At 30.5% G+C, this 13,675-nt stretch carries 14 protein-coding genes; 8 read left to right on the top strand and 6 right to left on the bottom strand.

Annotation, left to right across the window (positions count from 1 at the left end):
- Nucleotides 1-5 precede the first annotated feature (5 nt).
- Nucleotides 6-983: a stage II sporulation protein M gene (locus EQG68_RS07730; protein WP_129464239.1), complete on the bottom strand. Its 978-nt coding sequence runs from the start codon at nucleotides 981-983 to the stop codon at nucleotides 6-8.
- Nucleotides 984-1,003: 20 nt separating this feature from the next.
- Between EQG68_RS07730 and EQG68_RS07725 the strand changes: the two genes are divergently transcribed.
- Nucleotides 1,004-1,747: an RDD family protein gene (locus EQG68_RS07725; protein WP_129464238.1), complete on the top strand. Its 744-nt coding sequence runs from the start codon at nucleotides 1,004-1,006 to the stop codon at nucleotides 1,745-1,747.
- 74 nt (nucleotides 1,748-1,821) lie between these two features.
- The gene (locus EQG68_RS07720) at nucleotides 1,822-2,424 is read left to right on the top strand and encodes a trimeric intracellular cation channel family protein (RefSeq protein ID WP_129464237.1); all 603 of its coding nucleotides are present in this window, start codon (nucleotides 1,822-1,824) and stop codon (nucleotides 2,422-2,424) included.
- On the opposite strand, the gene EQG68_RS07715 is transcribed toward EQG68_RS07720, so the two are convergent.
- Entirely contained in the window at nucleotides 2,421-4,229 is a 1,809-nt protein-coding gene (locus EQG68_RS07715; RefSeq protein ID WP_129464236.1) for a gliding motility-associated C-terminal domain-containing protein, read from the bottom strand. The two genes, EQG68_RS07720 and EQG68_RS07715, sit on opposite strands and share 4 nt — an antisense overlap.
- Before the next feature lie 62 nt (nucleotides 4,230-4,291).
- Between EQG68_RS07715 and EQG68_RS07710 the strand changes: the two genes are divergently transcribed.
- From EQG68_RS07710 to EQG68_RS15360, 4 genes are read left to right on the top strand one after another with little or no spacing between them, the layout of a single operon-like run.
- Complete coding sequence (locus EQG68_RS07710; RefSeq protein ID WP_246011680.1) at nucleotides 4,292-5,248, top strand: FemAB family protein; 957 nt, start codon at nucleotides 4,292-4,294, stop codon at nucleotides 5,246-5,248.
- Nucleotides 5,245-6,345, top strand: coding sequence for a DegT/DnrJ/EryC1/StrS family aminotransferase (locus tag EQG68_RS07705; RefSeq protein WP_129464235.1), 1,101 nt, complete (start codon nucleotides 5,245-5,247; stop codon nucleotides 6,343-6,345). The genes EQG68_RS07710 and EQG68_RS07705 overlap by 4 nt, the downstream gene beginning before the upstream one ends.
- On the top strand, nucleotides 6,346-7,620 hold the full coding sequence (locus EQG68_RS07700; protein WP_246011679.1) for an O-antigen translocase: 1,275 nt from the start codon (nucleotides 6,346-6,348) through the stop codon (nucleotides 7,618-7,620). It begins immediately after the preceding gene.
- Nucleotides 7,617-8,630 (top strand): acyltransferase family protein, encoded by a 1,014-nt coding sequence (locus tag EQG68_RS15360; protein ID WP_129464234.1) that lies wholly within the window; start codon nucleotides 7,617-7,619, stop codon nucleotides 8,628-8,630. Before EQG68_RS07700 ends, EQG68_RS15360 begins: the two co-directional genes overlap by 4 nt.
- Nucleotides 8,631-8,652: 22 nt before the next feature.
- Here EQG68_RS15360 and EQG68_RS07690 read toward each other — a convergent pair whose 3' ends face one another.
- Nucleotides 8,653-9,789, bottom strand: a complete 1,137-nt coding sequence (locus tag EQG68_RS07690) for a glycosyltransferase family protein (protein WP_129464233.1) — start codon at nucleotides 9,787-9,789, stop codon at nucleotides 8,653-8,655.
- Nucleotides 9,790-9,832: 43 nt separating this feature from the next.
- Here EQG68_RS07690 and EQG68_RS07685 point away from each other — a divergent pair, with 43 nt between their 5' ends.
- Nucleotides 9,833-10,663, top strand: a complete 831-nt coding sequence (locus tag EQG68_RS07685; RefSeq protein ID WP_129464232.1) for a glycosyltransferase — start codon at nucleotides 9,833-9,835, stop codon at nucleotides 10,661-10,663.
- Entirely contained in the window at nucleotides 10,632-11,039 is a 408-nt protein-coding gene (locus tag EQG68_RS07680; protein WP_129464231.1) for a sugar 3,4-ketoisomerase, read from the top strand. Before EQG68_RS07685 ends, EQG68_RS07680 begins: the two co-directional genes overlap by 32 nt.
- Nucleotides 11,040-11,041: 2 nt before the next feature.
- On the opposite strand, the gene EQG68_RS07675 is transcribed toward EQG68_RS07680, so the two are convergent.
- From EQG68_RS07675 to EQG68_RS07665, 3 genes are read right to left on the bottom strand one after another with little or no spacing between them, the layout of a single operon-like run.
- A complete protein-coding gene (locus tag EQG68_RS07675) occupies nucleotides 11,042-11,989 on the bottom strand; it encodes a glycosyltransferase family 2 protein (RefSeq protein WP_129464230.1) in 948 nt (315 codons plus the stop codon).
- Between the two features lie 4 nt (nucleotides 11,990-11,993).
- Nucleotides 11,994-12,875: a glycosyltransferase family 2 protein gene (locus EQG68_RS07670; protein WP_129464229.1), complete on the bottom strand. Its 882-nt coding sequence runs from the start codon at nucleotides 12,873-12,875 to the stop codon at nucleotides 11,994-11,996.
- A 2-nt stretch (nucleotides 12,876-12,877) separates the two neighbouring features.
- Nucleotides 12,878-13,609 (bottom strand): glycosyltransferase family 2 protein, encoded by a 732-nt coding sequence (locus EQG68_RS07665; RefSeq protein ID WP_129464228.1) that lies wholly within the window; start codon nucleotides 13,607-13,609, stop codon nucleotides 12,878-12,880.
- Nucleotides 13,610-13,675: the final 66 nt, after the last annotated feature.

Genomic DNA, 13,675 nt, shown 5'->3' with positions numbered 1-13,675 from the left:
TGTTTTTAGGGTTTTAATGGTATTGCTTTCAGTTTTTTATGTACTATAAACGGAAAAATTAAAAAATAAAAGGAGATCAAACTCAACGTACCTATGATGATTATTACATTCAGCCAATTAGGCATTTCAAGAGCATAACGTGTCACGAAACCCTCTAAAAATCCCGCCGCAATGGTAAACGGCATAGTACTCAAAAATATCTTTAATCCGTTTTTGAAACCAATTTTGAATGAATTTATTCGAGAATATGTTTTAGGGAAAAGAATAGAAGCACCTAAAATAAAACCTGCAGCTGTTTCAATTACGATGGCAAAAATTTCCATAGAACCATGAATCCAGATACCGCGAACACTTTCCCAAAAAACACCTTCTTGATAAAAAAAGTATTGGAATGAACCAAGCATTATGCAGTTTTGAAGCATGATATAAAATGTACCGATACCTAAAAATATTCCCCAAATAAAGCATTGTGCCCCTACATAGAGGTTATTCATCGTTATGGCAATGAATCCCCCCCAATTGCTTCCACTTTTGTAAACGGCAACCGGATTTCCTTCTTTAATATTTTCCAGTGTCATATTTACATAACTATCACCAAGAATAAGTCGGACAAAATCAATATCATATTTTGCTGAAATTACACCAATTCCGGTACACAAAAAGAACAAAGCAAAAGCATAAACCAAGTACCTTCGATACTCATAAACGATTAAAGGAACTTCGGTTGAAAAAAAATAAACGATTCTATTTTGCTCTGTTCGCTTGGTTTTATAAATCTTTTGATAAATTTGCAAAGCAAGGTAATTGAGATAGACAACTGTCTTACTTTTAGGATAATAGGTTTGTGCGTACGACAAATCATTGACTAAATGGATATACAAACTAGCCATTTCATCAGGATTTTTTTTAGCTTTACCAAAAATAGCTTGCTCAAATTCAAGCCATTTTGCTTTATTTTGCTTTATGAAGGCAACTTCTCTCATGGTTTGCTAAAATATAAAATATGTCAGAATTATCTATAACAACAACACAAAATGTTACAATAAATTTTTCAGCCGCTTCTGTTGGACACCGAATGTTAGGTTATATACTTGATTTACTGGTGAAAGCAGCATATGTAGTTGTAATTTGGGGAATCTTTTTTTACTATTTAGGAATTAATCAAAGAATGACCGGATTAGACAATTGGTCTTATTATGCAATCATTATTTTGGTATACTCGCCGGTAATTTTTTATTCATTGATTTTTGAAAGTATTTTGGAAGGACAAACCATTGGTAAACGATTACTTCAAATGAAAGTGGTTAAAATAGATGGTTATCAAGCCTCTTTTGGTGATTATTTAATGCGATGGTTATTTCGAATAATTGATGTAAATTTAAGTAGTGGAGTGATTGGCTTGATTGCTATGATTACCAGTTCAAAAACACAACGACTTGGAGATATGACTGCCGGAACTGCAGTGATAAGTTTGAAAAATGACATCAATATTAATCATACTATTTTAGAAGAAGTAGATACGGCTTACGTTCCAACTTATCCTTTAGTAATTAAACTAAGTGATAACGATGCCCGCATTATCAAAGAAACATTTAATGTAGCTGTTGCCAAACGCGACTATGCAACATTGATTAAACTTCGTAACAAAATTGAAGAAGTAACCGGAGTTAAAAATATTTCCGGAAACGACACCGATTTTATTAGAACAATTTTGAAAGATTATAGTTTTTATACTCAGAATATGTAAAAGGACAATAACAATAACAATATCAATAACAATAACAATATCAATAACAAGGTCAATTTTAATTAAAAAAATACATGTTTCACCTCCTCGACATCATCGGTACCATGGCTTTTGCCATTTCCGGTGTTTTAACTGCTTTGAATAAAAAACTTGATCCTTTTGGGGTTTTTATCATTGCTTTTGTAACAGCCGTGGGTGGTGGTACATTACGCGACGTACTCATTGGAAGAACACCGGTGGGCTGGATGCAGGATTTGACCTATGTGTATATGATTTCCCTCGGATTTCTCTTTGCCCTTATTTTTAGAAAAAAATTAGACCGTTTACGTACTTCACTTTTTTTATTTGATACGATTGGTTTGGGGGTTTTTACATTGATTGGTTTAGAAAAAGGAATTGAAACCGGTTTGCATCCCCTCATTTGTATCGCTTTGGGAACAATGACTGCTTGCTTTGGCGGAGTTATTCGCGATATATTGTGTAATGAAATCCCCATTATTTTTAGAAGAGAAATTTATGCGACTATTTGTATTATTGGCGGAATGGTCTTTTTTGCATTAAAATATTTTAATTTGAATAATGATGTTTTGTATTTAGTCACTTCGTTAGTCATCATTACTATTCGTTTACTGGCAGTGAAATTCAAATGGTATTTACCAACAATAGGGAAGGTTTAACGCGTAATGTAGAGAAAACCTTGCAACGGTTTCGGATAATCCGGATCGTTTAGAAAGAGTAAATAAAAATAAGTTCCGTCCACCGAAATACTTCCGTTCCATTTTACATCTTCGGTTACTTCGCCACGCCAATCTTCAGTGTTTTGATTACCTTTCCAAACTAAATGTCCCCAACGATTGTAAATTTCAATTTCAAAGTTTAAAAATATATCTCTTAAGCCATCAATAAAAAAATAATCATTTAATCCGTCTTCGTTTGCTGATATAAAATTATAAACAGTTGGAGGACAATTTTTAGTAATTAAATCAACTGTTGCAATACTGTAACAAAATTCGTTTTCAATACGAATATACAACGTTGTCCCACTATTGGCTTGAAAATTAGTAAGGTTAATTAGTGGATTTTGTTTCGTTTCAGCATCAAGAAAAGAGGTATGAAAGCTGATGGTGTTAGAAAAATCAATCAGTAACAAATTTTCAATTGAAGTTAGATCAAAAGTTCCAACGCTAAAACCTTCATTACAACTAAAAATAGGTTCTAAAGAATTGAATTCTGGAGAAAGTAAAAGTGAAATTTCTTCCACATCAATATTGTTGTTTTCGTTGATTTCATTTACAGTTCCGGTTCCATCGCCCAAATCATCCACAGAAAATGTCAATTCAAAAATGGTTGGAATTTCATTTGGAATTTGAAGTGTAATAGTATTGGATTCACTACCGTTCACCTCAATTACATCGATGGTGGCAGTAATTTCAATTAGAACATCGTTGGCATAAATTGCAATAGGTGTGTTAGCAGGAAGCGGATTGGTAGATTCTAAGTTATACACCGTATAATCTACCGTAATTTCTCTGGAATCACATTCCAAATAAAAGTTATCAATTGAAATGGCAGCATCCGGAACCTGACTGTTTAATTTGGTTACAACCGCATTAATCATCACAAAATCCCGACTGGAAGTTAAAGCAATTTCAGCGGTTTGATCTCCGGGTTGAATATAGTTTTGAATTTCATAAACATCCAAATCCATGTTATACAATTCGTTGCTTCCTGTGATTGAGTTTGTTCCATTAAAAGCATTGCTTGCCGGATTTAAAGGTTCGTTACTTAGGATATTTCCATTTATACGAAGCGTTTCATTGTCGGCAAGACCTGAATCACCTTCCCAAGCAATAAAACCAATTTTTGCCCCAATATTATCGATTACATTAAGACTGTTTAACGAGAAATTTAAATTTTCATTACCTAAACTGATATAATCTAAACCATCATACACATTCAGTTGATTGAGAGGTAAATTGTCATTTTTATAGACAATAATTATTGCCCATCCGGCAAAGTTGGTAGCATTTTGGCAATAGTTTGGAATAATTTCTGATAAATCAAGTTCTGATAGCGTATAAGTGCCATTTCCGGTAGTAATTACTTGTTCGGTCACATCTTTAAAAGCACTAAAAAAAATTAAACCCGAAGTTGACTGAGTTAAATTGAATGTGCGATCCGGAACAATATCGATGTCATTAAGCTTTATATTAAAATCACCCGGACCTGAACCAGCCCAATAAAGATAGGCCTTTTCAATAGTGTCTTCCGGTTGTAAATCCAATTGAGCAGACGAGAAAGTATTGATGATACAAGGAGAATTTAAAATCCCTAAGTTTTCTTGTGTATTTAACGTATTTCCAATAAAAGTAAAATCAAAACGACCATTAAATTGCTGATACAGTTGCACTTCTTGCCCGAAAACCGGGAATAAAAAAAAATGTAGCCACCATAACAGAAAATAATTGTATTTTCGTTTCATAATGAATCGTTATCTTTATTTGGGATTTAAAGATACTGTTTTTATTTATTAAGATTTATATTTTGCTAAAGTTCGTGCCAAATTATACCATCAGAAAATATACTTCAGCAGATAATTCGGCTTGGAATGAATTTATTGCTCTTGCAAAAAATGCCACTTTTCTTTTTCATCGTGATTTTATGGACTACCATCAAGATCGATTTGAAGATTATTCTTTAATTGTTGAGGATGGTAAAAGTTGGGTAGCTGTTTTGCCCGCAAATAGAATAGAAGATACACTTTTTTCGCATCAGGGATTAACCTATGGGGGGGTAGTTATCAAGGACAATTTTGAAAGAACAACGATTATCACAATTTTTGAATCATTAAAAGATTATTTAAAAACAAATCAGTTTAGAAATTTTTTTATCAAACCGATTTTGCCTTTTTATACCGATGAGAGTTATTTCGAAATGGAATATTCTTTAGTTCAAAAAAAGGCTGATTTGTATAGAAAAGATATAAACTTGTTCATTGATTTTAAAAGTAATTATTCAATTTCAAAAAGTAAATTAAAGCATTTTAGGAGAGTTTCCTCTTTGGGTTTAGAAATTAGAGAAGATGCTAATTTTCAATTATTTTGGAATCATGTTTTGATTCCAAGATTAAAAGAAAAACATAATGCAAACCCAGTTCATACTGTAGAAGAAATAATCTATCTACATTCGAAATTTCCGGAAAATATAAAACAGTTTAATGTTTATTTTGAAAATGAAATTTTAGCAGGAATAACACTTTTTGTTTTTAAAAATGGCGTAAAATCGCAATATGGAGCTACCACTTCTTTAGGAGAAAAAATGAGAGCTTTAGATTTTTTATTTATTACTTTACTAAATGAATACAAAGATAAGTTTGACTTTTTTGATATGGGAACAGTGAGTGAAAACCAAGGCAATAGTATTAATCAAGGATTGTTAAAACAAAAGCAAGAATTAGGTTGTTCGATTTCAGAACAGAATTATTACTCATTTGTATTATGATAAAATTCTACGATTTAAAAAAAGTCAATCAACGGTATGAGACAGCTTTCCATGAAAAAATGGATGTATTTATGCAACGTGGTTGGTATATTTTAGGAGATGAAGTAAAATTATTTGAACAAAATTTTGCCAATTATTGTCAATCCAAGCATTGTATTGGAGTTGGAAATGGATTGGATGCGTTGGTTTTAATTTTTAAAGCTTACATCGAATTAGGAAAATTACAAAAAGGCGATGAAGTAATTGTTCCGGCAAACACTTATATTGCCAGTATTTTATCGATTTTGCAAGCCGATTTAATTCCTGTTTTTGTTGAACCCAAATTGGAAACTTATAATTTGAATCCTGATTTGATTGCTGAAAAAATTACGCCTAAGACCAAAGCTATTCTTGTGGTTCATTTATACGGTCAATTAGCCGAAATGGATACATTAGAAGCAATTGCAAAGCAACATAATTTATTGGTTGTAGAAGATGCTGCTCAATCACACGGAGCGAAGTTGGGAGTAGGGAGTAAGGAGTTGGGAGTTGGAAATGCAAAAGCCTACAGTTTTTACCCTTCCAAAAATTTAGGTTGTTTGGGTGATGGTGGAGCGGTGGTTAGTAATGATGAGGATTTGAATAAAATAGTTCGTGCCATGCGAAATTATGGTTCCGAGAAGAAATATGTCAATGATTTTATCGGAATTAATTCGCGTTTGGATGAATTGCAAGCCGCTTTTTTGAATGTAAAATTACCTGATTTAGATGCAGATAACCATAAGCGAACACAAATTGCCATGCGTTTTTTAGCTGAAATCAACAACGATAAAATTACTTTACCACATTATGATGGTTCAACAAATCATGTGTTTCATTTGTTTGTCATCCGTACAGAAAACAGAAAGGAATTGCAAGACTATTTAAAAGCAAATGAAATTGAAACCATGATTCATTATCCTATACCGCCACATCAACAAAAAGCATTGGCATCATTTAATGCATTATCTTTTCCCATTACCGAAAAAATACATCGGGAAGTGTTGAGTTTGCCGATGAGTCCTGTTTTGACGGAGGAGGAAGTAAGTAAAATAATTCATGCTCTAAACCACTACTAATTGAAGTTTTTAAAGGATATAATCGGTGCAGCTTGGTTCAAAATATCCTCATTGAACAGTTTTGCTATTCTTTTAAAAATTGGATTCGGACTAGTAATTTCAAAAATTTTAGCCATCTATGTAGGTCCTGCAGGTATGGCTTTGGTTGGTAATTTAAGAAATTTTCAAACTTCGCTTGAAAGCTTTGTAACACTTGGTTTTCAGAATGGTATTGTAAAATATACAGCACAATTTAAAGGAGATAAAAATCAATTTAAGAAGTTAATTTCTACAGTATCTATTACTATAACCTTGTTTATCTTACTTTTTGGAATTGGATTGTATGTTTTTAGAGAAGTAATTGCATCTTATTTGTTCGGTTCTGAGAATGAATATGAAATTATTATTAAGGCTATCATTTTTAGTTTACCGTTTTATGGATTTTCACTTTTTTTTACTTCCTTAATCAACGGATTAGAGAAATACAAAAAAGTAGTTTACATCTCTGTTATTGGAAATATTTTTGGGTTTGTGTTTTCTTTGTTTTTAGTACTCAATTACAATGTTTTAGGAGCTTTATTTGCGATGGTTTTAGCCCCAATAACTAATTTTTTTATTGCTACATTTTTTGTGTTTAAAGAAATTAAGTTATTCCAATTTATTCAATTAAAATTTTTCGATAAAAGTATTCTTAACAATTTAAGTTCTTATTCGGCAATGGCACTTTTTTCAGCTATTAGCGGACCATTAATTTATATTTTTTTACGAAATCATTTAATAAATACTGCCGGAATCGATGTTGCAGGTTTTTGGGAGTCGATGAGTAGAATTTCAAGTTATTATATGCTTTTTGTATCTTCTTTAATGAGTATGTATTTTCTTCCGCAATTGGCCGTTTCAAATAAAGAAGAAACCAAATTAATTTTTCGAAATTATTACAAAACAATTGTTCCCGTTTTTTTTATGGGTATTGTTTTGATTTATTTTTGTCGTAATTTGATAATATCGTTATTGTTTACAACCGAATTTCAGTCCGTATCTAACTTGTTTTTTTGGCAATTAGTTGGTGATTTTTTTAAAGTTTGCTCTTGGGTTTTAGCATTACATTTTTTAGCCAAAAGAGAGACGATTGCTTATTTTATAACTGAAATATTTTCGTATTCTATATTAATTTTAGTGGGTTATTTTACCATAAATCATTTTGGTGCAGAAGGAGCTGTTTTGACACATGCAATTACATATTTTTGTTATTTATTCGTTCTCTCCGTAAAATTTAGAAATTACCTTTTTAAATGAAAAAATCACTATCTTCTTTACGTTTTTTATTTTCATTTTTGGTATTTATTGGACATTTGGGACTTACAAAAGTTTCCGTTGGGCATGCTTTTTTTATAATTTTGAGTGGATTTATTTTAATGTATGTCTATGAAAAAAGATTAATTTCCAATTCAATATCAAAGAAGGAGTTTTTTTTAAAGCGACTAAAGAGAATATATCCGCTTCATATTATTACACTACTAGTTGCGGTATTTTTTGTGTTACAAGATGTCTGTGAAAATGGTATGTTTTTTTCAGCGAAGTTTTTTGTTAACTTGTTTCTAATACAAGCTTTTATTCCTTTTGGTGACTTCTATTTTAGTTTTAACGGAGTTTCATGGAATGTTTCAGTATTGCTGTTTTGTTATTTTGTTTTTCCTTTTATTGTTCCATTTTTTTCGACAATTTCATTGAGAAAATTTACCTTTCTTATTCTTTCAATTGGTATTGGGATTTTTATTTTAATGCTTTTCATTCCTCAAAAATTACATCATGCATTATTCTACATATCTCCAATATTAAGAATCTTTGATTTTATTTTCGGAATTTATTTGTTTAAATTAAGTCATTATTTTTCCAAAAAAAAATACAATTATTCTATTTTAGAAGTTTCATCTTTAATCGTTTTTTTGATTTTTTTTATAGTTGCTAATTTCTTTCCGAAGATTTTTTTACCCTTTGCTTATTCAATTTACTTTTGGATACCTCTCGGTTTTTTTATCCTTATTTTTAGTGTTGAAAAAGGAATTATTTCAAACTATATTTTAAAAAAATCTATATTTCTGTTTTTAGGAGCTTTAAGTTATCCTTTTTATATGTGGCATCAATTAGTTATTCGATTTTTTGAGCGTTTAGACTTTGGATATCATGGAAATACCAAATTCATTTTTTTATTTTTGATTGCTCTTACATTTACAATCATTGTTAGTTATTTATACTCTATTTTGGAAAAAAAATATATAAAAAAACTTATGACTAAAATTAATTGATTTTAGGAAATTAGATGTAATATTATTTCCAAACCTCTAAATACTTCTTTGCAATCTTCAAATAATCGTGTTCTCTTTCAATAAAAGCCCTCGCATTTTTTCCAATTGTAATGATTTCTTGCGGATTATCAATTAAGAAGGATAATTCGTTTACCAATTCATTCACTTCGGGCAAAGCATTGATAGCAACTCGTTCATTTAATTCATAATAGTCTTCGAATTCCTGTTCAGCTCCGGTGAAAACTACTTTTCCTTTTGCCATCGCTTCTAAGGCATTGTAACCTTGATCGTAGGCATAAACTTGGTCTAAAAGAATATGAGCTTTGTTATATAATGAAATGTAGTGTTGATAAGGAATGTTTTCTGTGATAATAATTTCTACTTTATCAGCATATTTTCCCTCGATTATTTTCAACGCTTTTTCAAAAAAATGAATTCCTTTTTTATCGTAACTCAACCGATTAATTCCTAAAAAAATAATTATTTTCTCATCCATTTTTAATTCAGAAAATAGTATTTTATGTGTATTGATGGGATTTGGTATAAAGTTTACTTTGTAATTCATTTTTTCCATCGGTATTTTATAATCCATATCCGAAACAATAATTGAATTTACATTGTCTTTTAACCAATTGAAAACTTTTTTATAAGTGGGTTGAAGGTATTTTAATGAAAAACGATACTGTTTTTTTAAAGAAGAATCATTCAAATACGGACTCAGAATCGAATGTTTCATTTCGTTTTTCAGCAAATACTCAATCACCGGAGTTTCATCGCCACAAACCAAAAGTGATGCCTTTTTGTTTTGGGCAAATAATTTTTTATAAAAAAATAAGGATACTTTCGGATGGAGTTCTAATGCATCCGAATTAATCAGTTGAACGTGATCAAATCCTTTTAATTTTGGTAAAATCAAATAAAATCGAATGGCTCTTTCCATTTTTTCAAAATCAAAACTGAAAAATCGTTTGAAAGCATTTCGTACTTTTTTTGTAATCCAAAATCTTGAAAAAAAGATTGGTTTTATTGAATAATCACTGGAATAGTTTTTAAAATGATCACCATGACTCACCAGAATTACTTCATGACCTAAAGAAATAAGCCCTTCTTTTAGGGAATTATGCAGACGGCTGTATTCTCCAACTAAAAGTATTCGCATGAATGAAGATGAAATTTTTATATTTGTGTAAATATAAAACAAATTGACAAACCAATTTACGCCGAACGATTTGGAAATTATTATTTCAACGATGAATCAAACTTCGTTGAATTTTTTAGTTCCCATGTTTCCGATGTGTCATTTTTCAGCCTTTTCTATTTTAATTATTAATCAAACCACAGAAAATAACGTGTTAGTTTCTGAATTTGAGTCAGTTAAAGTGATTAATTCTTTTGAAAAAGGATTGTCTAAAAGTCGTAATCTCGGTATAAAAAATGCATCAAAATCAATACTGATTCTCACGGATGATGATGTTGTTTTTGCTGATGATTTCAGTGAAAAAGTGATTCATTCCTTTCAAATTTTTCCAAATCAAAACATACTAAGGTTTCAGGTGCAATCATTTAAAAAGAAATTTTTAAGAAACTATCCAACCAATTTTATTGAAAGTTTGAATAAATTGGAATTGTTAAATACCATGTCGGTTGAACTTGTTTTCAAAAAAACTGTTTTTGACAAGACAACCATTTTGTATGATGAAAACTTTGGATTGGGTGGAAAATTTGAACTGGGTGAAGAAAATTCAATACTTTTAGATTTAGATAAAGAAAATATAACTGTCGGTTTTGTTCCCAAAGTTTTATGTTATCATGATGAAAAGTATTCCTCAATTAATTTAAGTAAACAAACCGTTTATTATTCTTCGGGAGCTTTTTATTATCGTAATTTTAGTTCAACTTATCAATTTTGGATACTTTTAAAATTATTTTTTGAAATTAAACAAAGAAAAATTTCTTTCTTTGATATTTCAAACCTTTACAAACAAGCTATTTTAGGAAAAAATGACTATAAAAAAATATGTAACAGATTGTGAATTAATTGCTATTCCTAAAATTCCTGACACCCGAGGCAATCTTTCAGTCATTGAAAAGGATGTAATTCCGTTTGAAGTCAAACGCGTTTATTATTTATATGACGTTCCGGCTGGGGCAGAGCGGGGTGGCCATGCTCACATTCAGCAAAAAGAATTTCTCATTGCGTTAAGTGGAAGTTTTGATGTGATTTTAAACGACGGTACGAATACTAAAACCGTCACTTTAAATAAACCTTTTGAAGGATTGTTTATTACAGAAAGCATTTGGCGTGAACTTAAGAACTTTTCTTCCGGTTCGGTTTGTTTGGTTTTGGCTTCAGATGTTTTTGAAGAATCGGATTACATTAGAGATTATCAAGAATTTTTGAGTAAGTAAAATCAATGATATGCATTGGTTGAAATGCCAAATAGTTCCAATTTTTTTTTCAGAAAATATAGTTGTTGTAATAATACAGTTGGAAGTTTGAAAAGAAATTTTGTTTTCCAATGTAAATTTTCTTTTGAGATGGCCTTTTTATAAAAGTGAAATGATTTTTCATCACCGGCCAGTTTGTGTTTTAATGCAAATTCTGCACGATACAAATCCAAGTATTTTTTTAAGGAAGAATTTGTTTGTTCTTCGATTGAAAATTTATCTAGTTTAGAAAATTTTCTTTCTAATGTTTTGCTCAATGAAATTCGGTTTTCTGTTGCCATTTGATAATAGGCAGAAACTTCATTATCAAACGCAACCGGATAGTTCAAAGCAATTCGGATCCACATATCAGTATCTTCACCGGCTCCTAATGTGATGTTTTCATCAAAAGTTCCAACGGTTTCAAAAGTTTCTTTTTTTACTGCAACGGCACTTGTCCATGCTAAACGAAATTTCATGCTGGATGCAAAAAAATCCGGCACAATTCCACTCCATTTTTCGGCAGGAATTCCATCAAAAGTAGGTTGTATTATTTTTTTATCTGAAAAGTAAAACTGATAATTGGTGGCTAATAATCCTGCCTCAGGGAAATTTTTGGACAATTGATACAATGATTCTAAATGAGTTGGAAACCAATAATCATCTGCATCCAAAAAAGCAACTACCTTTCCTTTTGATTGGCTGATTCCAAAATTTCTTGCTTGTGAAACGCCTTTGTTTTCAGTAGAAAATAAACGAAATCTTTCATCAGAAAATGTATTTACTTTTTGCTCACTTTTGTCAGTGGAACCGTCGTTTATCACAATTACTTCATAATCAGTAAACGACTGATTAAAAACGCTTTGTAAGGTGTTTTCAATCGCATTTTCTTTATTGTAAAGAGGAATGATTATGGAAAAAAAAGGGTGCATTTATTTATTTTTCTGAACAAATATAACCTAATCGATATAAATCAAAATAAAAAAGATTCGGGTTTTTACTCAAAATGTTTCTTTTTAGAAATTGCCTAGAAATCTTAAAAAATAATTTGGAGATAAACATTAATCTGTATTTTTTAATTTTTTTATAATAAGCTAAAAGCGGATTCAATTGTTCAATATCAACTTTGTCTACTAAAAATCGTTTTCTGGAAATGACACTTTGTAATGCTTTCTCAAAAAACACCTCATTACTTTCTAAACCACGATGAAAAATAGCATTATTAATATGATGAACGGCTATTTTTCTTGAAAAAAGTTGATAGGCAAAGTAAATATCCATACCATAAAATTTATCATTTTCAACATAATTTAATTCAAAAAATAACTTTTTCTGAATTAACATATTACCTGAAAACACATATTGATAAGGTTTTTTAGACCGGAATTCTGCTGACTTTTCTTCTCGCTCTCTACCGTATTTATATCGCAATATTTTTGATGATTCCGGTTGTCTCTTTTCATATTTATAACCTCCAAAAACTACAGAAGTTGAGTTGTTCAGATGAGTAATATATTTTTCTATAAACTTATCATTTTCAGGAAGAACATCGGAATCTAAAAATAATATCCATTCAAATTTGGCTTTTTCGGCTAAGATTTGTCTTGTTTTTGTTCGGCCAAAATTTGATTCATTTTTAAAGTAATAACAATAACTTAATTCTTTTATTTGTTCATTTTCATGCTGAAAATGATTTGCGGAATAATCGTCCAAACAAATAATTTCAAAAGAAATTGAACAAGCTAAACATTGTTGGTGTATGTTTTGAACAAGTTCAATTACAGTATAATTATATGTTGGAATGAGTATGGATAACATAGTTAGAGTTTGAATAATCCATATTTAAAAATACACCAAATGGCTCTAAAACCATCTTTCCAGTTTATTTTTTTGCCTTCTTCATAGGTTCTCCCATAATAGGAAATACCAACTTCATATATCCGTATTTGTTTTATTCGGGCTATTTTTTGAGTAACTTCCGGTTCAAAACCAAACCGTTTTTCTTTCAGTTTTACTGATTTTAAAATAGTTGCATCAAATAATTTATAACAGGTTTCCATGTCTGTTAAATTCAAATTACTGAACATATTGGATAGAAAAGTCAAAAACCGATTGCCAATGGTATGCCAAAAAAACAGAATCCGATGTGGCTTTCCACCCATGAAGCGTGAACCGTAAACCACATCGGCATGCCCTTCTAAAATGGGTTTTAATAGAATGTTGTATTCGTTCGGGTCATATTCCAAATCAGCATCCTGAATGATAATATAATGTCCGGTTGCTTTTGCTATTCCGGTGTGTATAGCAGCTCCTTTTCCTTTGTTCGTTTCATGTTTATAATAATTTATTTCTTGTGAATGAGCTATTTGATAGTCTAATACAGCTTTTTCAGTCTCGTCTGTAGAAGCATCATTTACAACTATAATTTCCTTAATGATGGATTCATTTAATTGAACCGCTCGTACTTTATTCAAAATTAAATGAATCGTTCGAGCTTCATTGTAAGCCGGAATAATAATAGATAATTTTTTTGGATTGCCTTTGTTTTCCATAAAATTGAAAATAATACCCTATTTTTGGTCTGTATTTTTTGAATGAGCAATTTAGTTCTTTTCAAC

Source organism: Flavobacterium piscinae, assembly GCF_004122145.1.
In the GTDB taxonomy this organism is placed as follows: domain Bacteria; phylum Bacteroidota; class Bacteroidia; order Flavobacteriales; family Flavobacteriaceae; genus Flavobacterium; species Flavobacterium piscinae.
This window is presented reverse-complemented; position numbering and strand designations above follow the sequence as displayed.